The 23579-nt window shown below is 34.4% G+C and carries 23 protein-coding genes and 1 pseudogene; 8 read left to right on the top strand and 16 right to left on the bottom strand.

The features are described from left to right. Positions 1-6 precede the first annotated feature (6 nt). On the bottom strand, positions 7-783 hold the full coding sequence (locus HHU08_RS15275; protein ID WP_169188807.1) for a hypothetical protein: 777 nt from the start codon (positions 781-783) through the stop codon (positions 7-9). Between the two features lie 100 nt (positions 784-883). On the opposite strand from HHU08_RS15275, the gene HHU08_RS15280 reads away from it, so the two are divergent. Then, positions 884-1774: a ribokinase gene (locus HHU08_RS15280; protein WP_254415379.1), complete on the top strand. Its 891-nt coding sequence runs from the start codon at positions 884-886 to the stop codon at positions 1772-1774. A gap of 598 nt (positions 1775-2372) precedes the next feature. Here the strand turns inward: HHU08_RS15280 and HHU08_RS15285 are convergent. Both HHU08_RS15285 and HHU08_RS15290 read right to left on the bottom strand, forming a co-directional pair. Beyond that, complete coding sequence (locus HHU08_RS15285; RefSeq protein WP_016203219.1) at positions 2373-2720, bottom strand: hypothetical protein; 348 nt, start codon at positions 2718-2720, stop codon at positions 2373-2375. 64 nt (positions 2721-2784) lie between these two features. Further along, positions 2785-3345 (bottom strand): AAA family ATPase, encoded by a 561-nt coding sequence (locus HHU08_RS15290; protein ID WP_016203220.1) that lies wholly within the window; start codon positions 3343-3345, stop codon positions 2785-2787. Positions 3346-3545: 200 nt separating this feature from the next. Here HHU08_RS15290 and HHU08_RS15295 point away from each other — a divergent pair, with 200 nt between their 5' ends. Next, positions 3546-4076 (top strand): helix-turn-helix domain-containing protein, encoded by a 531-nt coding sequence (locus tag HHU08_RS15295; protein ID WP_016203221.1) that lies wholly within the window; start codon positions 3546-3548, stop codon positions 4074-4076. A 274-nt stretch (positions 4077-4350) separates the two neighbouring features. Here the strand turns inward: HHU08_RS15295 and HHU08_RS26035 are convergent. The 3 genes and pseudogenes from HHU08_RS26035 to HHU08_RS15310 form a co-directional block, all read right to left on the bottom strand. Continuing rightward, a pseudogene (locus HHU08_RS26035) lies at positions 4351-4880 on the bottom strand (ATP-binding cassette domain-containing protein); the annotation flags it as partial. A 336-nt stretch (positions 4881-5216) separates the two neighbouring features. Continuing rightward, the gene (locus HHU08_RS25985) at positions 5217-5261 is read right to left on the bottom strand and encodes an erythromycin resistance leader peptide (RefSeq protein WP_145999722.1); all 45 of its coding nucleotides are present in this window, start codon (positions 5259-5261) and stop codon (positions 5217-5219) included. A 90-nt stretch (positions 5262-5351) separates the two neighbouring features. After that, positions 5352-5864: a DUF402 domain-containing protein gene (locus tag HHU08_RS15310; RefSeq protein ID WP_226752676.1), complete on the bottom strand. Its 513-nt coding sequence runs from the start codon at positions 5862-5864 to the stop codon at positions 5352-5354. A gap of 209 nt (positions 5865-6073) precedes the next feature. Between HHU08_RS15310 and HHU08_RS15315 the strand changes: the two genes are divergently transcribed. After that, positions 6074-6388, top strand: coding sequence for a hypothetical protein (locus HHU08_RS15315; RefSeq protein WP_169188808.1), 315 nt, complete (start codon positions 6074-6076; stop codon positions 6386-6388). 376 nt (positions 6389-6764) lie between these two features. Here the strand turns inward: HHU08_RS15315 and HHU08_RS15320 are convergent, their stop codons facing one another. Next, positions 6765-7013, bottom strand: coding sequence for a YqkE family protein (locus tag HHU08_RS15320; protein ID WP_101730913.1), 249 nt, complete (start codon positions 7011-7013; stop codon positions 6765-6767). A 13-nt stretch (positions 7014-7026) separates the two neighbouring features. Continuing rightward, positions 7027-7476 carry an OsmC family protein gene (locus HHU08_RS15325; protein WP_016203225.1) on the bottom strand — a complete coding sequence of 150 codons (450 nt, stop codon included), beginning with the start codon at positions 7474-7476 and terminating at the stop codon, positions 7027-7029. Between the two features lie 128 nt (positions 7477-7604). On the opposite strand from HHU08_RS15325, the gene HHU08_RS25520 reads away from it, so the two are divergent. Beyond that, positions 7605-7736 carry a hypothetical protein gene (locus HHU08_RS25520; RefSeq protein WP_016203226.1) on the top strand — a complete coding sequence of 44 codons (132 nt, stop codon included), beginning with the start codon at positions 7605-7607 and terminating at the stop codon, positions 7734-7736. A gap of 406 nt (positions 7737-8142) precedes the next feature. Continuing rightward, positions 8143-9054 (top strand): alpha/beta hydrolase, encoded by a 912-nt coding sequence (locus HHU08_RS15330; protein ID WP_169188809.1) that lies wholly within the window; start codon positions 8143-8145, stop codon positions 9052-9054. A 255-nt stretch (positions 9055-9309) separates the two neighbouring features. On the opposite strand, the gene HHU08_RS15335 is transcribed toward HHU08_RS15330, so the two are convergent. The 5 genes from HHU08_RS15335 to tnpB all read right to left on the bottom strand — a co-directional run bounded on the left by HHU08_RS15335 (position 9310) and on the right by tnpB (position 14891). Beyond that, the gene (locus HHU08_RS15335; RefSeq protein ID WP_101730911.1) at positions 9310-11022 is read right to left on the bottom strand and encodes a methyl-accepting chemotaxis protein; all 1713 of its coding nucleotides are present in this window, start codon (positions 11020-11022) and stop codon (positions 9310-9312) included. A 214-nt stretch (positions 11023-11236) separates the two neighbouring features. Further along, on the bottom strand, positions 11237-11749 hold the full coding sequence (msrA, locus tag HHU08_RS15340; RefSeq protein WP_016203229.1) for a peptide-methionine (S)-S-oxide reductase MsrA: 513 nt from the start codon (positions 11747-11749) through the stop codon (positions 11237-11239). 392 nt (positions 11750-12141) lie between these two features. Continuing rightward, complete coding sequence (locus tag HHU08_RS15345) at positions 12142-12933, bottom strand: SDR family NAD(P)-dependent oxidoreductase (RefSeq protein ID WP_101730910.1); 792 nt, start codon at positions 12931-12933, stop codon at positions 12142-12144. A gap of 379 nt (positions 12934-13312) precedes the next feature. Further along, positions 13313-13582, bottom strand: coding sequence for a DUF3658 domain-containing protein (locus HHU08_RS15350; RefSeq protein ID WP_040343417.1), 270 nt, complete (start codon positions 13580-13582; stop codon positions 13313-13315). Between the two features lie 127 nt (positions 13583-13709). Beyond that, positions 13710-14891 (bottom strand): IS200/IS605 family element RNA-guided endonuclease TnpB, encoded by a 1182-nt coding sequence (tnpB, locus tag HHU08_RS15355; RefSeq protein WP_169189699.1) that lies wholly within the window; start codon positions 14889-14891, stop codon positions 13710-13712. A 429-nt stretch (positions 14892-15320) separates the two neighbouring features. On the opposite strand from tnpB, the gene proC reads away from it, so the two are divergent. Beyond that, positions 15321-16157: a pyrroline-5-carboxylate reductase gene (proC, locus tag HHU08_RS15360; protein ID WP_016203234.1), complete on the top strand. Its 837-nt coding sequence runs from the start codon at positions 15321-15323 to the stop codon at positions 16155-16157. A gap of 133 nt (positions 16158-16290) precedes the next feature. On the opposite strand, the gene rnz is transcribed toward proC, so the two are convergent. After that, the gene (gene rnz, locus HHU08_RS15365) at positions 16291-17205 is read right to left on the bottom strand and encodes a ribonuclease Z (protein ID WP_016203235.1); all 915 of its coding nucleotides are present in this window, start codon (positions 17203-17205) and stop codon (positions 16291-16293) included. A gap of 483 nt (positions 17206-17688) precedes the next feature. On the opposite strand from rnz, the gene zwf reads away from it, so the two are divergent. After that, positions 17689-19161 (top strand): glucose-6-phosphate dehydrogenase, encoded by a 1473-nt coding sequence (zwf, locus tag HHU08_RS15370; protein WP_224427527.1) that lies wholly within the window; start codon positions 17689-17691, stop codon positions 19159-19161. A gap of 91 nt (positions 19162-19252) precedes the next feature. Then, a complete protein-coding gene (locus HHU08_RS15375) occupies positions 19253-20365 on the top strand; it encodes a metallophosphoesterase (protein ID WP_101730908.1) in 1113 nt (370 codons plus the stop codon). Between the two features lie 393 nt (positions 20366-20758). On the opposite strand, the gene gndA is transcribed toward HHU08_RS15375, so the two are convergent. Then, positions 20759-22171, bottom strand: coding sequence for an NADP-dependent phosphogluconate dehydrogenase (gndA, locus tag HHU08_RS15380; RefSeq protein ID WP_016203238.1), 1413 nt, complete (start codon positions 22169-22171; stop codon positions 20759-20761). Positions 22172-22313: 142 nt separating this feature from the next. Then, a complete protein-coding gene (locus HHU08_RS15385) occupies positions 22314-23579 on the bottom strand; it encodes a DNA polymerase IV (protein WP_016203239.1) in 1266 nt (421 codons plus the stop codon).

A 23579-nucleotide genomic window follows, 5' to 3' on the forward strand; every position in this document is an offset into this window, starting at 1 on the left:
AATCGTTTATCGGTACTCCCTTTCAGTATCTAACCAATCATTCATAATTTCTTCGTTACTAAGCTCATATTCTTCTATAGTTCCACCAATTAAAGTATGATCTACTTCTATTTCTGTACTATTTACTGTTTTTTCACTTTTATTTTCTAAAGAATCTACTAGATAATATAATTTCTGTCCATCCTGCCCCCACTTCACTCCATATATATTTTCGTATATAAGTGAAGCAGTATAATACTGTTTCCATTCAACCATTTCCAGATGATACATATACACTCTGGCACTTTCTGGGTAGCCACCTATCATAGTAATTATATTTTCATTAGGAGACCATGCAATCCCAAATGGAGGCTCATACCCCATATAGTTATCCTCATCTCCAATTTTTTCGATAAGATTAAGTGTTTCTCCCGACTGAAGATTAACTACATATACACTTAGTCCTTTTTTATCCCAGATATCCATTGCTGCATATTTTTGATCGTAGGATAATTGTACGCTCTTAATTTCAGACTCCTTAGAGGGTAATTCTATTTGTACATTATTATTTGCACTCTTAAGTGTAAGCTTGGATTCTTCTCGTTTTAATAAGAAGGTTGAAGTTTCAGCGGCCATTTTTGATTGATTTTTAATGGTTATCACATTAGCATTTCTAGCATATTCAATCTTCTTCGTCTCACATCCACTTAACACACTAAAGATTAATGCTATTATTATAAATTGCCGGACAACTCGCATAATTACTCCTTTTCCTAGATGCATATAAAGTAAAGAACTATACATTACTTCCTAAAAATTCCTCTTCACTTCTAACTTTAACAAATTTCTCCCATTTATATAAAGTAAAATCAATGATATTCTATAGAAAAGTTAAACTACAGAGGTGAATGGCTTGAAAATTTTAAACTTTGGATCTTTAAATATTGATAAGGTATATTCCGTTCCTCATTTCGTTTCTGCTGGAGAGACATTGTCTTCGACGAATTATGAAGAATTTCCTGGAGGTAAGGGGTTAAATCAATCGATTGCGCTTGCTAAAGCTGGAGCAGAAGTCTACCACACGGGAAAGATTGGAAAAGACGGTCTATTCTTGAAAGACATTTTATCTGAATCGAATGTGAATATTGATTGGATTGAAGAAACTGGGACCACAACAGGTCATGCGATTATTCAAGTTTCTTCCAGTGGGGAAAATTGTATTCTTTTATTTGGCGGAGCAAATAAAGAAATAACAATTGATCAAATTAACGATGTTCTAGTGAATTTTTCGCAGGACGATTTACTGCTATTGCAAAACGAAATCAACGATTTAGAATACATAGTGGAAAAAGCACACAAAAAAGGATTAAAAATTGCCCTTAATCCATCTCCAATTAATGAAACAATTACCAAACTAGGCTTTTCTAAAATTGATTACTTAATTTTAAATGAAATAGAAGCAAAGGCAATTACAGGTGAAAACATGAATGACAAGATTTTTCAAAGACTATTGTCATTAAACAAACAGCTAAAAATAGTGTTAACTTTAGGCACAGAAGGCGTGATTTATAAAGATAGTGTTCAAGAACATAGACAACCATCCTATAAAGTAGATGCAGTCGACACTACTGCTGCTGGTGACACCTTCTTAGGTTATTTTTTAAGTCAAATTTCGCAGCATACTGATATAAAAAAATCTTTGCAAATTGCAGCAAAGGCAGCTTCCATTGCAGTAACTCGAAAAGGAGCCGCTTCTTCCATTCCAACATGGCAAGAAGTAATCGAGACAATCTAAATATAGATCTGCTTAAAAAGGGAGGGTCTTTTAGCGATTCTCCCTTTTCAAGTAAAACTTTGTCTTGATCTTAGTTATGTCCTTAACTGAACATTGGATGAATTTTTCTGGGTAGAAAAGGATGAATAATAATGAAAAAGATAAAAACAATCTATCAGAAGGTGCAATATGAATAAATTTTCAAGTAAGTTAACAGTCTTTTTATATTTCTTATTTTTCGCAAGCACGGGAATCCTTTTGTTCATTTTCTATAAAGATTTTACTAGTACTTTTACCTATTACTTTATTATTGGATACTCTATTTTCATTATATGTTTTATCTTTTACTTACTATGGATTGCGACGATCAAGTGGAAGAATAAATTTAGCTGGTCATTACTGAGGGGAAAAATATTGCAATTCGTTTGTCTATTTATCTTATTCAGCTTAACTAGTTATCTATTTAATTATTTTTTTCTTCCCTCGCATAAAGATTTTACGTTCTCTTTTACAGCTCTTGGCTTTGCATTCGGCCTTTCTTTTCTTGACGTCCCAACATTATCCCAAACAAAAAAAGATTAAAATAGAAATACGGCGAAAATACATGATGCATTATAGTTTAAATTCCATAGTGTATCATGTATTTTTTTGTTTCTTGTGCTTCTAGTATTTTTATAGCTAAATCTGTATGTTCCTTAGATTTTCTTCTGTTTTTATTGGACAAAACAATTTCTAAAAAAAGTGGTAACGATTCAGGGGGAATGAGTGTTATCCCCCAGTATGCTAAACCATTTGCAGGTCTATTATATGTATGGAAGTATGTTTTCATCATCGCTAATTGCTCTTTTAGCTCTTCTATCATATCATCATTTACTGCAATACACTTATAATGATCAGGGGCATAATGAATGTATGCTTCTTGTTTATCGAAATTGGCAATAATGCCAAATTGATGGAAAATAGCCAAGCATTTCCTCCTTTCCGATATGGATAATACTTCTTTCTATTAAACTCATCTTTTGCTTTTGCATTCATAAATTAAATCGTTCTTGTATCCGCTTTGCCGCCTCTTCAGCACTTATGTTTGTATTATTGATTCGTAAGTAATTACTTTGATTTATTTCTCCTGGCCAAGAATTTAAACGGTATCTTTCCATCGAAGTTTTCAAGTTATTTTCAGACCAAACGATATCTCTTTTAGTTGGTTTATGCTCTAATCGTTGGGGACTTTTATTTCTTATGATTCTTTCTTCTATCTGTGCTTCAAGCTCCACGAAATAGATGGTTCCTCCTCTTGATTCAAACAGCTCGCATACATGATTAACATAATTCCAATCTTCTTTCATATCAAATGCCCATACGTAAGTGAAGATGATGCCATCTAAATCACTTTTTGATACCGCTTCAAATATTTCATTACGAAACAGCTCAACTAATCTCTTTCCCTCTGTAGTTCCATAATCGAAAAATGTGCTAACCAAATCGATTGTCATATGATTATGGAATAGCTTTAAGTCAGTTATTTTTGCTAATTCTAGGCCAACTGTCATTTTCCCAACTGCTTGTGGCCCGAATATTAGAACAAATTTCACTTCTTATTCCCCTTTACTAAAAAATTCTTAAGTTATCTTTTCTTGTATGCCTATATTTGTTTATTTTAGCAAAGGAAATTGTAATCACAATAAAATTTGGTTATACAACTTAAAATTTCCAATTATTCATTTACATTATTAGCCATTTATACTAAAATATTATTTAGTAAATAATATTTTAGTACTTTAGGGGGTTAATAATGAGTTTACTTGATGTCTATTTACAAAAAAATGAAAAAAAGCGTTATGATGTTTATAAACAAACTGGGTTAAGCCAACAAGTACTTTCTGCAGTCAATAAAAAGAAAGTTAGCAGCTATTCTGTAAAAACCATTCAAGCCATCGCCCAAACAGTTGCAAAAACAGAAGGAAAAGTGTTGGACGAACTTTTACAATTAGAAAAAGAAAATGCCTATTTTGAAGTATTTAATACAGAAGATTTACTACTGGCCTTTGCAAATAAAGAATCTCATATTTTAATTAAAGAGGAATATAAAAAAGAAATAGAGGAACTAGCAAAAACACAGCTTTCAGAAACGGAAACACTCGGGCTGGAATTAGGTTCTGCTGGAACTATATACATTTTAAGTGAAATTTTTTATCAGCTTGTCTTAAAACTTAGTAATAAAAACAAAGATCAAAAAAAACTTGAAAACGACCTACGCAAGTATAAGATTAAAAAACATAACGAAAAAGAATATTTATTGTATTTTAAGCATTTAGACTATTAGATAAGACAAAGGAAAAGGAGAACAGTTCAATACCTTCTTCTCCTTTGTTGTTCTATTTAAACATGGCTTCGAGCTATTCTATTTCTTTTACACAATTTTTATCATGGTTTAAAGTCCTATTGAAATTTCTTTAAAACTAATTGTTTATTTTCGATTTCATAAATATAATCTGCAACACGCTCTATAAATGCTTGATCATGTGAAACAAGAATGACTGTTCCTTCATAGGCTTTTAAAAATCGCTCTAAAGCTTCGATACAATCAATATCTAAATATATTCAATCACCATTCCATCCACAACTTCCCATATTTTCGTCACTAGTTTATCAAGAAAACTTCGGTCATGACTGACAAGAATAAGCGCACCATAATAGTACTCTAATTCTTCCAATAAGAATTGTTTGCCTAACTTATCTAAATGGGTTGTTGGTTCATCTAACAATAAGCCTTCTCGATAATTGGAGAAACCCTCTGCTATTTTGAGTCTCGTTAACTTTCCCCACTAAAATTTTCTATTTTCGTTTTAGGGATAGAAAGTTTTCCGATTAAGTCATACTTAACTTCCTTTGTTTCAGGTGAATTTAATTGATCAAAATAAGCGAAATCTACAAAACGATTTATTTGTCCTTTCTCTGTCGGAATCCTACCTGCCATTAATTTTAGCAAGGTACTCTTACCGGTCCCATTCTTTCCTACAATACCAATTTGATCAAACTGATGTACAGATAATCTTGGTATTGTTAACACAATCCGATCTAAATACGTAACTTCTATATTCACTAATTCAAGAAATACTTTTTCCATTATTTTACCCTCCATTGGTTATTTTCCAATAAAAAAATCACAGGCAAATTTCCTGTGATCTAGAGTAAAGGGGAAAAACTACCTTTTTAAGATAGCGTTATAGTAAATTGCCCTTTTATAAAAAAGGCAATTTAAAAAGGTAGAAATATCTACCTTTTAAACAGCATTCCATATCCATACAACACAGTCGTTACTGATATTGTACAAGAAAGAATACATCAATAGAAATAATGGTCACTAATGATTGTTTCCAATATGCAATGAAGATTATTAAAAAAGGACAGACTAATCCCGTTTACTCTGTATACACAAAACAGAGCCTTTGAACATATTTAATTACTTGTTCAAAGCTAGGAATCGAAGTCTCATCGAATGTGTCATTTTTTAATAATCCTCCTTCATTAATTACAAGTAACGTTATAGAGAGAGGAACAATGAATGGCAAAGAAAAATTCAAGTACATATTTTAACTTACAATGGATAAAAATTTGCTGTTTCAGCACTGACCTCATCTATAATACAATCTTTCCTCTTTAACAATGCATGTAATGCAGTTTGAACATATCCATTTTCAAATGTTTCTAATGGCTGAGGCAATTCTTCTTGATCCAAAATATAATATATATGATTAGGTTTAACTACTACATCAATAATTAAATCTTCAAACATGACAATATTATTTTGAATGCTATTTTTTCTCACAATGTTAAAATACGCTCCCAAATACTTTCCATTTTCCTCTCTCCAAAAATATAAATTATATGGCTGATCCAACCAGTAATAGGCAAACGTGTATGTCCCTTTTGGAATAACTAGTTTTTCCTTCCCCTTCCCCATTTCAAATGGTTTTTCCACTTGATGTAAGAGGGTAATTTTTTTATTATCAGAGTGAATAAGTTTGCATTGATATTCTTCTATTGTGGAATTATAACGAATTTTCCTTTCAATTATCGTTTTGCCATACTTTAATTTCCATTCTAACATTCTATCATCTCCAATAAATTGAACCATATTTACTAATAGTTTCCCAATCATAATAGATAGGCAAACATTTATACAAACAAGTTATAAAAGAATTCAATGATAAATCGTGATAATATTTGATTTTGTAGATAGCACTAAATGTTTTTGTAAACATGCTAAAATAAGATAACAAACTAAAGAATGATATATTTTTTAAAGGCGGGGAGAAAATGTATGTAAAAGTATATGAATACCATATTATGCCGGATAAGTTAGAGGAATATTTTCGCATACAAGAAAAAGTAAGCCACATCTATCGTAAATACATCGATTTAAAAACAACCTATCTACAAAGTAATGATGATCCAACAAAATGGCTGGAGATAACGACATATAAAAGCGAACAAGATTATCAAATCAATATTGATTTGATCAATGAACAAGCAGAAATTCAAATATTATTTAATGAATTCCAAGCTTTACTTATCCCAGAAAATAGTCATATAAAAGAAGAAGCATTCACCAAAGTGGCAGTAATAAAATAAACCATTAGAAAAGAGGCTGGGCCAAAAATATTCCAACCAAATATAAATCCGAATAATCATATGCAGATATTGATAAAACTTCCGTATAATTGTTTGGTTTTTTTATTAATTTTAAGAAAGAAGATTTGTGCTTATTACCCGCAGACTGAATACACTTCGCTTTCCATGGGGCGAGCGCCATGCCTCCTCGCTTCTTAAGTTCCTGCGACTTTCTCGCAGCTCCCATAGGAGTCTACGTGTATCCGGTCTGCTCCGTTTTTCCTACTAATTATATTTACTTTTGAAAAGAATTAGGCAACTTATTGGTTTCGCTACTAAATGAGAGATTGTTCGTCTTTACCCATTAGATATTTTGTTTTGTCTCAGCCTTTTCTTCTTATTTAAAGTCCTTCCAGTTCATCGAATTTTCGTTTAATAGTTCTTCAAAGCTTTTATTTTTCTCTTTTTGTCTTCGCTCTTCTCTTTTTCTTTCTTCATCCGCTTTAAGCTTGGCTTCTTCTTGTTCTTTAAGCTCGTGCTTTTTATCTTTGAGCTGTTTCGCTAATTGCTCGTTCAAAAGATCCCCTAATGTAACGGGCTTATCATCTTGTTTCGATTTTTGTACATTTTTCCGTTGTTTTGCCATCTGGTTATCCTCCTTACAATGCAACCTCAATTGTTTCCTCTAGCTTGACTTCGACATTCCCTTTAATAGCTCTTGTAATCATACAGCTTTCTTCTGCTTTTTGAGCTAGTTTTACTGCAAGCTTTATATCTTTTTCAGTCGCCTCTTTTTTTAATACAATTTTTGGGCGGTGGATAATCTTTTGATAGGTAAATATACCGTTTGTCACATCTACCACTGCTTCTGATTCCAATGTTAAACTTTCCTTCTCCAACCGACTTCTTTCCATCATTGCTGCTAGAGTAATAATAAAGCATGTGGCCGCAGCACCTAGTAACATTTCATCTGGATTTGTTCCTACACCAGGTCCATCCATTTCTTGTGGAATAGATATTTTTGTTTTTAGATTTCCGCTCTCTATTGTGCCGACATCATTACGATAGCCCGGCCAATCTGCTTTTAAATAAAAATGATGTTCTGCCATAATTCAACCCTTCTTTTTCCTATGCTGTATGTATAATAACATATTTTTTAACTCAAGTTATACTAGAGAATTCGATACAGCACAATTGTTTTCTAGTGTCATCATTTCTATTTTAGGAGGGAATCTTAATGAGTCAAAAGCGTGATAAAGGATACAGTCAAGCTGGGAAGCCAAATGCTGATACTGTTAAACAAGCAATTGCCGCAGAAGATTTAGAAAAGGCCGTTCATCCGACAAACAGACAAAACTCCAAACAGTAGTTCTGCTTAACTGCACTTTCTAATAATAGATGGTGCAGTTTTTATATTAATATTTACTTATTCTTCCATGCAAAACAGCTTCAATTTGTAACCATTTTTTTATTCCTGCATAAAATTTTTTATCATAAAGTGAAACTTCCATCAGTGGGGGTTTTCCTTCCTCCCCCGCTGATGGTTAGTTGAACCAATCGGACCTTTACGGACAGTTGATCTCTCACCTATCTTCCTCGTATTCTCATAAGCTTGAGGCGGAAGTCTTACTGTCTGTTAAGAGAGGGATAAACATTATAGCCTTCAATGTCTATTTTTGCATAAATAAACAAGCTGTCTATTTTGTTTCTCTAAGGAGAAGTGATACACTCAAATTAGTTTCTGCTAAATTTATGAACTTACTGGAGGAATCGGTTTGAGAAAGCTGTTTCGTTATCTATTTTCTGTATTGTTGTTTATTACATCTATTGGAGTCTATTGTTCCAATCGATTAATGTATATGAAGAAAAAAGACAATGACTTTATTTTAAAAAGAGAGCAAGAAGCTGGCAGATTGGACCCGGTTTCATTTGAAAATTTAACTAAACAAGAAATTACCCTCCCCTCCCCCTATGGCTATGATTTAAAAGCAATTCTAGTGGAGCCTTTTGAAACAAAGAAATATATCATCATATCACATGGAGTCACGGAAAATAAAACGAGTTCTATTAAATACATGAACTTATTTTTAGAAAGAGGCTTTAATGGAATTATTTACGATCATCGGAGACACGGTGAATCCGGCGGAAAAAATACAAGCTTTGGTTATTATGAGAAATTTGACTTAAAGCAAATTGTAGATTGGGTTAGAAGAGAGAAAGGAAAGGATATAATCCTAGGTATCCACGGAGAATCGATGGGTGCTGCTACCATGATTCTTTATGCTGGCGGGATTGAAGATGGGGCTGATTTCTATATTGCCGATTGTCCTTTTTCAGATTTCACCGACCAATTAAATTATCTTATTAAACAAGAAATAAAGTTACCAGGGAAAATCTTCATCCCCATTGCCAATATATTCCTTCGAGCAAGAGCCCGATATTCGATTAAGGATATCTCTCCCATTTCGGTCATTGATAACATTAAAAGCCCAATGCTGTTTATCCATAGTCAAAAAGATGATTTTATCTTGCCAGAAATGACACAAAAATTATTTGATAAAAAACAAGGTCCTAAAAAATTATTTTTCGCTGTTAATGGCTTTCATGCTCAAAGCTATAATGAGAACAAAGAAGCGTATGAAAAGGCGATTGATGACTTTTTAAAAGAATATGTGGATATAAATTAATTAAAGGCTGTTTTCGTAAAGTTTGTTGCGATTACCCGCAGCCGGAATACACTTCGCTGTGGGGCTCGCGCTGATCCTCCTCAGCTTCGCCTCCGGGGTCTCAGACTGTCTCGCTAATCCCCATGACGTCTTCGTGTATTCCGGCTGCTCCATTTTTCCAACTAATTCTTTTTTTCGATTGAAAAAACAACAATCCTTTAGAAAACAGCCTAATTAAAAAAGGAGTCATGTCTTTTGCATGCCTCCTTTTTCTAATTAAATTTTAAATTGTTTTATCTTCTCTTGCAAATCTGATGCTAGTTGTGCTAGAGATGTAGAAGAAGCCGCTATTTCCTGCATGGATGCTACTTGCTCCTCGGTAGCTGCAGAGACGTTTTCCGTACTTGCTGCAGCTTCACTTGCCATGGAATTTACTTCTAAGATAGAAGCATTGATGGTATTTGTATGCTCTTTTAATTGATTAAGTGATCCACTTACTTCCTCTACTAATATAACTAGTTCATTAACTGACCCTTCAATTTTCTTGAACGCTTCCCCTGCGTCTTGAACAATATTTATACCTGCATCTACGTCATTTGCAGCGGTTGTCATGGAGAGAGAAGTATTCTTTGAATCAGTTTGAATTTGACTAATTAGATTGGTAATCTGTTCAGCAGATCCTGCCGTTTGTTCCGCTAATTTTCTTACTTCATCAGCTACAACGGCAAAACCTTTTCCTTGCTCCCCAGCTCTTGCTGCTTCAATTGCTGCATTTAATGCTAATAGGTTGGTTTGTGAAGAAATATCTGTTATTACCTTTGTAATATCCCCAATTTCATTAATTCGAGATTCCAATGTAGCAATAGATTGAGCTAGAGATGCTACATTATTATTAATAGATTTCATTTGTGTGGTTACTTCTGAAATTCTTTTTGCACCTTCTGCAGATACATCTGACGTTTGCTCGGCTGTTTCTGCGACTTTTTTTGCACGTTCTGTTATGCTTCCAGTCGTTTCATTTACATTACGTATTCCTTCCGAACTTGACTCCATTAACCTCATTTGTGTTTCCGAACCTACTGCAAGTTCCTGTATCGTTTCCGAAATATGTTCACTTGCTTTACTGCTTTCTTCGGAACTAGAACTTAATTGTTCGGATGAAGAAGCAAGATGATGGGACGTTTCAGACAGCATTTCTATAAGCCCCTTCATCCCATCTGCCATCGTATTATAGCTATCAGATAGGGAACCCACTTCATCCTTTCCGATATATGCAGATCTCTCCGAAAAATCTCCTTGTCCCCCTTTTTCCATTAGAGCTTTCAAGCGTTTGATCGGAGCGACAATCATTAATGATATATATAAACCAAATAAGACCGCAAGTGCTACGGAAACGATGATAATTCCTGCTGTTACCAGAATCATCGTTGAATAATAGCTTTCATTTTCTTTAGAAATTCGTTCCGCTTCTGCCTGATTGGTTTCTTGTAATTCATCCAATTGACTATTGATAACATTTGTTTTAGAACGTAGATTTTTTGTATATAGGTTATAGGCAGAGTCATTAAAATTATTGAGCGCTAGAGAGATAACTTGATCCTGCAGTTGTTCAAAGCCATCATAAACATCTTTAAAGATCTTATAAGCATTTGTCTCTTCCTGTGAAAGCTTTATGGCATCAAGTTTTTTAATATATTTATCTGACTCCTCCATATTCTTATTTATCGCTTCTAACAGTTCCTGATTTCTCTTTTCATCCTCTGTTATCATTAATTCGATAATATAGCTATCGTTTGTACGGCGATAATTTTCTATTTTCGCAATATATGTATTAGGTAATAGTTTCTCTTCATACATCTTTTGAGAATTACTAGCCATTTCTTTCATCCCATACATTCCAAATAATCCTATTAGTATTAATGCAATTGCACTAAACATAATGATGATCAATATTTTTTTAGAAATATTGATATTTTGTAAAAATCTCATAGAAGCTACCCCTTTTCTTCATCTAATCCTTTTTTCATATCGACATAGATCGACAATACTTTAGGACATTAGGTTGAAAAATTCTATTTTTTTAGAAATAGGAGATTAATGACAAATTTTCGCAATTATAATAGTTATGATTAAAGTAACACCTACACAAAAAAAGAGGATTTGCTATCATTAATGCTTGATAGCAAATCCTCTTTTTATCCTTTTACCAATACTCATTAATGAATTCATCTCGTCCAGACTTTTCTCTATCCTCTTTATAATGCTGCTTATTTTTCTTATGATAGTCTTGATGATAGTCTTCAGCAGGATAAAATGGTGCTGCTGGTTCAATTAATGTAACAATCGGCTTTTTAAATTTTCCACTTTCAGCCATTGCTTGCTTTGATTTTTCAGCAAGCTCTTTTTGCTTTTCATTATGATAAAAAATAGCTGTTCGATATTGTGGTCCACGATCCTGAAATTGTCCATCTGGATCAGTTGGGTCAATTTGCTGCCAAAATAATTCTAATAATCGTTCATATGGAAATAATTCTGGATCATATGTGATTTCTACCACTTCAAAATGTCCAGTTGTTCCTGTTTTCACTTGTTCATAAGTTGGATTCTCCACATGTCCCCCGCTATAGCCAGAAACAATACCTCCAATTCCTGGAAGTTCTTCGAATGGGGATACCATACACCAGAAACATCCACCAGCAAATGTAGCTTTTTCCATTATCTCTCATCTCCTTAATTGTTCCACTTTTTAGCATACTATTTTCAAGAAAATTAGCGATAACTCTCTTATTAGATAGAAATTAGTATATAATACTTTGGAGAAAGTTACTATTTTTTTTCTTTATACTTCCATAGTTAATAAGTTATATGACATAAATACTATTTAATAATAAGGAAAAATTAAATAATAAATTACTTTTACAAAAAATGATACAAAAATCCCTTAAGCAATATCACATTGAATCCAATACGCCTCCCCTCAATGAATATGAGGAATTAGCAAATAAAATCATTCATTAAAAAAAACAACATCCTTCCCATGATCTCAATGATCTTGTTCAAGATGTAGTTTATGGGTATATTACAGATTCTCCCTATTTTTAACTGTGTTTATTTTTTATTCAAAATGCTGCCAACCAGCTTATCTGCGATTCCTGGAAATAGATTATAAAGAACACTTCCCCAATTCATCCACACTGGCAGATTGAGCTCACGTTTTGGATGCAGCATCAATCCCATTACTTTTTCAGCTACTGTTTCGGAAGACAGCATATATTTTTGAACATTTTTAACATAGTTTCCAGATTTGTCAGCCGTATTGAAAAAAGCGGTCTCAATTGGACCTGGGTTTACTGCAGAAATTTTGATATTGGAAGTTGCTACTTCCATTCGCAAACTGTTTGTAAAACCTAAAACAGCATGTTTGGTTGCAGCATAAGCACTTGATTTTGCTGTAGCTAATTTTCCTGCCTGGGAAGCAACATTAATAATATGGCCTCTGTTTTTTTCTAACATAGAAGGCAATACTTCTTTCGTACAAGCAATTACTCCGATTACATTTACTTGAAACATTTGATCAATATCTGCCATATTCGCTTCGTGGACCATATCAAAAACACCAAACCCTGCATTATTAAGTAGAATATCGATAAAGTCGACTTCTTGATAAATCTTTGCAAAAACTTCCTTCACTTGGTTCGTATTACTTACATCCAAAGGATAATAGCAAGCATGGACAGGAAATTGTTTATTTATATTGGCACAAATAGCAGCTAACTTTTCTTCAGATCGAGCAAGAAGAATCGGTCGTCCGCCCTTTTGTGCTACTTTTAATGCAATTTTCTCTCCGATGCCAGATGAAGCTCCTGTTATTACAATGTTCTTTCCATGTATATTTGTCATATCTTTTCACCTCGTTAATACGCACTCTTCTTAAAAAAAGGCTGTTTTTGTAAAATTTGTGGCTATGCTCCGCAGCCGGAATACACTTCGCTTTCCGTGGGGCTAAGCTTGAGTCTCCCCAGCTTCGCCTCTGGGGTTTCAGACTGTCTCGCTAATCCACAGGAGCCTACGTGTATTCCGGCTGCTCCATTTTTCCAACTAATCCTTTTTTTCTATAAAAAAACAACATTCCTTTAGGAAATAGCCTAAACAAAATATATCTAGTGTGATTATTTTCCTACTAAAATATCACATACTATATTCAAATAACATTAATAATAAAATACTATTTATATTTTTACATAGTAGATTTAAAATAACAACTAGGCTATTTACTCCGCTATTTCAGGCGCACAAAATAGCGTCTCCTATTTTTGGGGATTCCTTTCATTTCAAATACTCCAGAATAGACAAGATGACGAATTCGATATTCGAGAAAATTATGGTCTATTAAAAGATTCTCTTCCTCCATTGTTTCCCAAATAAGCTGACTAGTCATTATATAATCTATTTGTTCTTCCGCATGCATTCTTTTCCAAGCTTCCACAATTTTGTGATCATAATAATCGATTGCTACCGGTAATATTCGAATGGCTAATTTTCCCACCATCCTATTTTTCTATTGACAGAAAAGCCTTCTAACTTGCATAATCAATTGAACTACTTACCCCTTATCAACCTTACAGTCTGATTGAAGGGGGAAATTCCTACGAACACCAAAGTATCCTTCGGTTATCTTAGTAGGCTACCCCCGCAGTTCCTGCGGTTAGAAGTCTTAACGCTTCATTTTTGAGATTGATTGCTGCATTAATATCTCGATTTTCATGATGGATATGGCATGTTGGACATTCCCATTCACGTAAGCCAAGATTTTTAACCTCTTTGTTTTGGTAGCCACAACAGGAGCAAAGCTGACTGGACGGAAAGTGCTTTGCAACGGTCACCACCCGTTTTCCATACCAATTTGCCTTGTATTCCATCATGGTTTTGAATTCTGACCATGATACTTCACTAATGGCTTTGGCAAGGTTGTGATTTTTTAACATATTGGATACAGACAAATCTTCCATCCCGATTATGTCGTGGTTTTTGACAAGATCAGTGGAGATTTTGTGCAAGTAATCCCTTCTTGCATTTGCCATTTTCTCGTGAATACAGGCAACTTTTCGTTTGACTTTATACCAGTTTGAGCCACCAACGGCTCGTCTGCTCATGATTCGTTGAAATTTAGCTAACTTTTCTTCCAATGTGCGAAAGAATTTAGGGTTAGAGAAAGTTGTACCATCTGAAAGAATAGCAAAATTTTTTAGCCCAACATCTACTCCAATAGCGGAATTTGTTTTTGGTAACTCTTTCACTTCCACTTCTGCACCGATGGAAAGGAAGTATTTTCCTGACGGATTGCGTCTAATGGTAGCACTCCGTATCTTGCCTTCAACTTCACGACTTTTGGCAAAGCGAACAAGACCAAGTTTAGGAAGCTTAATATACTTACCTTCAACCGCAATATTTCCGTTTGTATGCTTTGTCGTGTAGGATTGCACAGGATTCTTCTTCGATTTAAAGCGTGGATACTTATTTTGTTTTTTATAGTATCGTTCAAAAGAATCAGCCAAGTTTTCAACCGATTTCTGCAAAGCAATACTATCCACTTCTTCCAGAAAAGAATAGTGTTTCTTTAATTCTGGAATTGCCTTTACTGTTTCATATTTGTTCAACCATTTTCCTTTCCAATTATTTGTTGGAAGCTGACTATTTTGAACCATTTCTTCAACAATATACCAATAAGCGTCGTTCTCTTTCTGCTTACCTAAAAAGAAATTGAATGTGAACCTCACACAACCAATCGTTTTATGGATGAGTTCCATTTGTTTTTTATTGGGATAGATACGAAACTTATATGCTTTATTAACGATCATTGCGCTCACTCCCCCAACACGAATATATGTTCTTATTTTACTATAAGAGGATGTGTTTTGGCTATCGCCAACCGACATTCATCTCCCCCTTATCGTTGGGCTACAGCCCTGCATATAATGGAAGAGGGAGTCTTCTGTCGGAAAATGATAAATTTACAGGATGAAATAAGAATAGTAAATGGAAACGGCTTGCTAGAGAGGAAGTTCCTTAGGCTGAAAGACTTCATCATTGTCCATCTGATTGAATCTACTTAAGAGTAGGTAGGAAAACCTAAACATAATTCGTCGTTACCGGTGAAGAGTTGTATAATTATATGCGAATGCTGATTATATATAAGCTAAGGTGGTACCACGGAAAACCTTTTGTCCTTTCTTTTTAACGTAAGGTTTTTTTCTTATTTTAGACACATTATTATAGGGGGAGAGAAAATGAACAAACTTGCTATTATCGGTGCTGGTTCTATGAGCGAGGCCTTAATTTCTGGAATTGTTTCCAGTAAGATGTGTGAGACAACCGATATTACCGTTACAAATCGTGGCAATGAGAACAGACTTATCGAATTACAGGAGCGCTATGGAATTAATTACTCTTTCGATTTAGAAAAAGTGATTGGAAATGCAGATGTTATCATTCTCGCAATGAAACCGAAAGATGTAAGAGAGGCTACTCTTCAATGGAAAGATTATTTATCTGAACGTACCCTCCTAATCTCTGTTCTTGCTGGCGTTAGTATGGACAGCCTGCAACGCTTAATTGACCAAAAGGTTCCAATTGCACGTGCCATGCCAAACACCTCTGCAATGGTTGGAAAATCAGCAACTGGGATTGCCTTCAACTCCTTTGTAGTAAATGAACAAAAACAATTCGTTTTAGATTTGTTTAAAACCGTTGGCTTAGTTACTGTTGTGGAAGAAGAGCAATTAGATGCGATTACTGGACTATCAGGAAGTGGGCCAGCTTATATTTATTATTTAGTAGAAGCAATGGAGAAAGGCGGACTGAAAATCGGACTGGATCGTGAAGTAGCTAACGAGTTGATTGTGCAAACATTAATTGGTGCAGCAGAAATGATTGCGGTATCTTCCAAAAGTCCACAGGAGCTTCGCAAGAATGTAACTAGTCCTGGTGGTACCACAGAAGCAGGACTCAGAATTTTAGAGCAATTTGATGTACAAAATGCCTTTATCTCTTGTATTGAAGAAGCGACTGCCCAATCAAAAAAGATGGGAAAAGCACTTACAGATGAACTTAAGCTGTCAAAATAAAGAAGACTAACCATCAGTGGGGCTTTTCCTCAACCCAATGATGGTTAGTCACACTTAACAGACCTTTACGACCAGTTAAGAATAGATAAAAGGGATGCTGTCTCTTATTTTGACGACATCCTTTTTTACTTGCTTAAATCTCAAACTCCGCCAAATCTTCTGCAATGTATGTATTAGGAAAAATAGCTCTTGCTTCCTGTAACAGTTGTTCTGTTAATGATTGATCATATCTTGCGCTTATATGTGTTAGCAGGAGACAATCTACCTTTGCTTTTTTAGCTGTATCGGCAGCTTGTACTGTCGTAGAATGATAATATTCAGTGGCAATCGAACTTTCTTCTTTTGAAAACGTTGCTTCATGAACCAGTACTTTCGCTTCTTTTGCCAAAACCTCTGTGGCAGAACAGGTTCTTGTATCCCCTAAAATAGTTATTATTCTTCCTTTGATAGCAGTACCAAGAAACTCTTGGCTATTTATTATCGTACCATCATCAAGCGTGAGATTCTCCCCATCCTTTATTCTTTTATATATAGGACCGGGCTTGATTCCATATTGCAATAATTTATCTGTATTTAACTTTCCAGGACGGTCCTTTTCGATTATTCGATAGCCATAGCTTGTTACGCCATGTTCAAGTATTTTTGCTTCCACGATAAAATCATCGTCTTCAAAAATAGTGCCTTCTTCAATCTCTACGATGTTTAAATCATATTTTAAATATGTTTGACTAACAGCAAGACTAACTCGAATATACTCGTGAATTCCTTTAGGTCCATAAACTGTTAGCGTGGTTTCTCCACCTTGGAAAGATCGGCTAGAAAGAAAACCTGGTAATCCATAGATATGATCTCCATGTAGATGGGTAATAAATATTTTATCAATTCTTCTTGGCTTAATATTTGTATATAGTATTTGATGCTGTGTTGCTTCCCCACAATCAAACAGCCAAATACTCCCCTTCTCTTCTAAAAGTTTTAAAGCAATCGCTGTAACATTTCTCGATTTTGCTGGAATACCTGCACCAGTTCCTAAAAATTGCAATTTCATAAATGCATACTACTCCCTTTCTTTTTTCTACGTTGTTCCTCATCCCACTGTATAAATAAAACTCGTTCATTAAATACTAATTCAGAATAGATGTCTTAAGTATACTTTAATGCTGCGCGTTTATCCAAATTACTAAATCATTTAACTAGTAACTTTTGCTAATATATTGTAATATCATGTTGGATGAATGAAAAAATTCTGCTGTAAATACAAATAGTAAAAATATTTGCAAAAATTACAAACAAATGTGTTGCCATATCCTTAAGAAAAAGATAAAATTTTATAACTGTATAGGTACATGTATTATTTAGGCTGTCTTCTAAAAAATTTATTGGAAAAAACCTAGCGACAATCTATACAAAAACAGTCATTATTTAAGATAAATGCACCTTTGTAAAACAGCAATTTAATAATTTTCATACATATATAAATGAAATGAGGTACAAGAAAGTGAATGAAAAACAAACATCAAATGCACTTATTATGATCTTCGGAGCTACAGGAGATTTAGCCAATAGAAAGCTTTTCCCATCTCTTTATCGATTGTATAAAAAAGGTAAATTAGCAAATTTCGCCGTAGTAGGTGTAGGAAGAAGAACATTAACGCAAGAACAGTTTAAACAAAATGTTGTTAATTCTGTTTCTGAAGCAATTGCAAGTTCTAAAAATGATGACCTAGAGACATTCGCTTCTTATTTTTGCTATCATTCTCATGATGTTACAGATTCAAGCTCTTATGCAGAGCTGAAAAACATCGCAGATGATTTGGATGTAAAATATAGCTTAAATGGCAACCGCGTATTTTACTTAGCAATGGCACCAGAATTCTTTGGCCCAATTGCGATTCATCTAAATCAAGATGGATTAACAGATGTGAAAGGCTATAAACGCCTTATCATCGAAAAACCATTTGGTCATGATTTAGAATCAGCCAAAGAACTTAACGAGCAAATTCGAACTGCATTTTCTGAGGATGAAGTATACCGTATTGATCATTACTTAGGAAAAGCGATGGTGCAAAATATTGAAACTATCCGTTTTTCTAATGCAATTTTTGAAAACCTGTGGAACAACCGTTACATCAGCAATATTCAAGTAACTTCAAGTGAAGTACTTGGAGTAGAAGAACGTGGAAGATATTATGAAACAAGTGGCGCTCTTCGTGATATGGTTCAAAACCATATGTTACAAATGGTTGCACTGCTTGCAATGGAACCACCAATTAAACTTACTCCAGATGAAATTCGCTCAGAAAAGGTTAAAGTTTTCCGCGCGATGCGTCCTGTCGAAGTAGATGAAGTAGATAAATACTTTGTAAGGGGACAATATGGTAAAGGTTTCGTTGAGGATTTAGATGTACCGAGCTACCGTGAAGAACAAATGGTTAATCCTAACTCCAACACAGAAACTTTTGTCGCTGGTAAAGTAATGATTGATAACTTCCGTTGGGCTGGTGTTCCATTCTATATCCGAACAGGAAAAAGATTAGAAAGCAAGTCGACAAAAATCGTTGTACAATTTAAAGACATTCCAATGAATTTATACAATCGTCCTGATCAAGAAATTACGCCAAACCTTCTTGTCATCCATATTCAACCAGAGGAAGGTATTACATTGCATTTAAATGCTAAAAAAGCAGGACAAAACATGGAAGCAACACCAATTAAGCTTAGCTATGCAAATACAGGAATTGCAGGAATAAATACTCCAGAAGCTTATGAAAAACTAATTGATGATAGCCTTCATGGCGATGCAACTAACTTTACGCATTGGGATGAAGTAGCCTTATCTTGGAGCTATGTCGATAAAATTTCACAGGCTTGGGAACAAAATCCTGCTACTCAATTTCCTAATTATGCTTCAGGTACAATGGGACCACAAGAAGCAGATGAATTATTAGAAAAAGACGGTTTCTTCTGGTGGCCAGTAAATCAATTTGAAGTAGATGTTTGCTAATCCTATACTTCAAGTAAACCTAAAAAACGTGAATCCATTTGTATTCACGTTTTTTCTTTCGTGATTATAATTCTATTCTAAGGAGTTCCAAATGAATAAAATCAAATTAATTTTTTCTATCATTCTCGTATTCATTTTATATAATCTACTAGTTTTTTACTTAGGATGGAATGGTTATGTTTGGCTTAAATCATTAAACTTATTAACATATCCATCTATTTATATCGGAGTTGTTATCCTTTTTTCCTACGCATATATTATCAGCCATTTCCTTAAGTCAATCTCCATATTTAAAATACTTGGCGCTTATTGGCTTGCTATTTTTGAATATGGTATCTTACTATTTCCAATTGCTAATTTAGGATGGCTTCTATTAAACATATCTATTCCGTCTGAAGATACAACAAAAATTGTAGGAAGCATCGCAGCAGGAATTCTTCTCCTTTTACTTATTTACGGCACATACAATGCTTATTCCCCTGTTATTAGAACTTATAAACTTACAGTAGATAAAAAACAGGCTCATAGAGACACTCTGAGGATCGCTATGGCTTCTGATATGCACTTTGGCACTTTATCAGGGAAAAGTCATCTAAAACGTCTAGTAACGAAAATAAACGGCTTACAGCCTGATTTGATTCTTTTACCAGGGGATATCATAGATGATGACCCTCTTCCTTTTCTGAAAAAGAACATGGGTGAACAATTAAAGCAATTACAAGCTCCTCTAGGTATTTATGGTGTGTTAGGTAATCATGAATATTACGGCAAAATGATTCCTACTTTTTTAAAGGAAATGAACCGTATCGGTATTCAAATCCTAATGGATGAAAAAGTAACCATTGACGAAACCATTCGATTAATTGGTCGTAAAGATAAAACCGACAAGGAAAGACTTTCCATTCCGATGCTCCTTGAGAATGAAAATAACCACTTACCAATTATCATGATGGATCACCAGCCAGATGAACTAGAAGCTGCAATGAACGATGGTATCGATGTCATTCTATCAGGACATACACATCGTGGCCAAATGGCACCGAACCATCTGATTACAAAACGAGTCTTTGAATTAGACTGGGGCTACAAGAAAAAGAAGCAACTTCATGCGATTGTGTCCTCTGGATTTGGATTTTGGGGACCACCGATTAGAATTGGTAGTAGATCCGAAGTTGTTTATATTGAAATAATTTTTAAGGGATAAATTTTTTCACCATTCACTAGTTTATTTTTGTGAAAAAATAATTTGTTTGATTGATGTGCTGCTGAGTATAGTAGCACATTTTTTATTGATTGCTAATTATTTTCTAAGTATTTTATTGGTAGATTTTTGGGGTGATGTAAAATCTTTGGGTACGTAAAATTTGTGTAAATTCTTTTTTTGTTTTATTTGATTAATGAACGCCTTTTTCACTGCTTTTCTCTTTCTTTTTGGTGTTCATCCAACTGATGAACGCCTTTTTTCCTACTTGCCTCTCTCTTTTTGGTTTTCATTCGACTGATAAACGCTTTTTTTACTGCATTCCTTTCTGCATCTCCGTATACAATCTAAAAAAGCACACCACAATCAAAATCGTGGTGTGCTTTATAGCAATTCTTATTTTTCCATCCAGTTAGTATGGAAAATTCCCTCTTTATCAAGACGCTCATATGTGTGTGCACCGAAGTAGTCACGTTGCGCTTGTAGTAGGTTTGCTGGTAATGTTGCTGTACGGTAGCTGTCGAAGTAAGCTAAAGCAGCTGCAAAGCTTGGTACAGGAATACCATTTAATACAGCACCAGAGATTACTTCACGTAATGCTGTTTGATAGTTTTCAGCAATCTCACTGAAATATGGATCCAATAGAAGGTTTTTCAATTCTGGATCACGGTCATATGCATCTTTGATTTTTTGTAGGAATTGTGCACGAATAATGCAACCACCACGGAAAATCATTGCGATTTCGCCATAGTTTAAATTCCAATCATATTCTTCAGATGCTTCTCTCATTTGCGCGAAACCTTGTGCATAAGAAACAATTTTGCTTAAGTATAGTGCTTTACGTACAGATTCGATAAATGCTGCTTTATCACCTGTAAATGGTTTAATTTCTGGACCTGAAAGTACTTTACTTGCTTTTACACGTTCGTCTTTCATTGCAGAAATGAAGCGAGCAAATACAGATTCCGTAATCATTGGAAGTGGAACACCTAAGTCTAAAGCACTTTGGCTTGTCCATTTACCAGTTCCTTTTTGTCCAGCAGTATCTAAGATTAGATCTACTAAAGGTTTACCAGTTTCATCATCTACTTTTGTGAAAATATCTGCAGTGATTTCAATTAGGTAGCTATCTAGCTCGCCTTTATTCCATTCTGCGAATACTTCATGAAGTTCTTGTGCTTCTAATCCTAATACATGCTTCATAATAAAGTATGCTTCACAGATTAATTGCATATCTCCATATTCTATTCCATTGTGAACCATTTTTACATAATGGCCAGCACCATCTGGACCGATATACGTAGTACAAGGCTCATCATTAACTTTTGCTGAGATATCACGGAAAATAGGTGCAACTAATTCATATGCTTCTTTTTGCCCACCAGGCATGATAGAAGGACCTTTTAAAGCGCCTTCTTCCCCACCAGAAACGCCTGTACCAATAAAGTGAATACCAAGTTCACTTAATTCTTTGTTACGTCTTTGCGTATCTTTAAAGAATGTGTTACCGCCATCAATAACAATATCCCCTTTATCTAATAAAGGCTTTAATTGTTCGATTGTAGCATCAGTAGCAGGACCAGCTTTAACCATTAACATAATTTTACGTGGAACTTCTAAAGATTGTACAAATTCTTCTAATGTATATGTTCCAACGACATTCTTACCTTCTGTTTCTTTAAGCATTTCTTCTGTTTTTTCTTTTGAACGGTTGAAAACGGAAACAGTATAACCTCTGCTTTCGATGTTCATCGCAAGGTTTTTACCCATAACCGCTAAACCGATTACACCAAATTGCTGTTTTGTCATTTTTTCCTAACGTCCCTTCTAAACTATGTATCCTTATAGTAGAATTCACTTAACTTTAGCAAGATTTTTTAAGTTATGCAACTAAAATGCAACTACTTTTCTCGTTTATTTCAAAAAAAATTTTTCAACATACTTAACTAGACTAAAATTTCTTTCCTTGCAAAAAATCTTTATTAAAACTAGTCATGGTACCAATGTCTTCTTCCTTTTTTGAAATATTATTTCTTTCAGACGCCGGCTCAATAATAGATGAACCATATTTCTCTTTCAGCTTATCAATAGCTGTCCATAACGATTCCTTCTCTGCATCTTTTTCAAAGGAAAAGAGATCAAGTTGTTTTACTACAATATTATTATCAATTAAATCTCCTGCTGTTACGCCGAGTAAGCGAACAGGATTTCCATCCCAAGCGGACTGAAAAATCTCTTTACTAAATTGGAGTATCTCTTCCTCTGTCTTAATCGGATTTGCTAATTTTTTACTTTTGGAATAATTTTTGCGATTTCCATAACGTATCGTTACCGCTAGATGATTAGCATGCACATGCTTTCTTTTCATACGCGTAGCAACTTTATTTGCTAGAGTTGCCAAGACTTGAAATAATTCTTGTTGATTCTTTACATCCCGAGGCAAAGTAGTGGAATTCCCAATGCTTTTAAATTCATTAGCTGCTTCTGGATCAACAGGCCGATTATCTTCTCCATTGGCTCTTTCCTTTAAACGGATTCCATTAATACCTAAGGCTCCTTTAAGTCCAATAGATGAAGCCATTGCCAAATCTTTAATTGTTTCGATGCCAATCGCTCTTAGTTTTTCCCCTGTTTTTTTTCCTATACCATGCATTTCTTCTACTTGCATCGGCCAAAGTATATTGGGAATATCTCGCTTTCTTAAAATCGTGATTCCCATCGGCTTTTTCAAATCAGATGCCGTTTTAGCAAGAAATTTATTAGGCGCAATCCCAATACTGCATGGTAAATCTAAACGCTCATAAATTCGCTTCTGAATTGTTTTTGCGATGTATATTGGAGTTCCTAAGTCATGACTATTCGTAATATCTACATACCCTTCATCAATCGAAACAGGTTCGACAGTATCGGAAAATTCATGGAGAATTTGAAACATCGCAAGGGATGCCGTCCGATAACGATCAAAATTTGGAGGCAAAACAATTAAATCCGGGCATTTCTTTTTCGCTTCCCATAAAGGCATTGTTGTTTTTACACCAAATTTTCTTGCTTCATAGCTGCAAGTGACGATAATACCTCTGCGTTCTTTTTCATTTCCCGCAATTGCCAGTGGCTTTCCCTTTAACTGTGGATCATAGGCCATTTCAACAGATGCATAAAAACTGTTCATATCTACGTGTAAGATAACTCGTCCTTTTTTTGGATAAAATTCCTTCAT

Source organism: Niallia alba (genome assembly GCF_012933555.1).
Classification (GTDB): Bacteria; Bacillota; Bacilli; order Bacillales; family Cytobacillaceae; genus Niallia; species Niallia alba.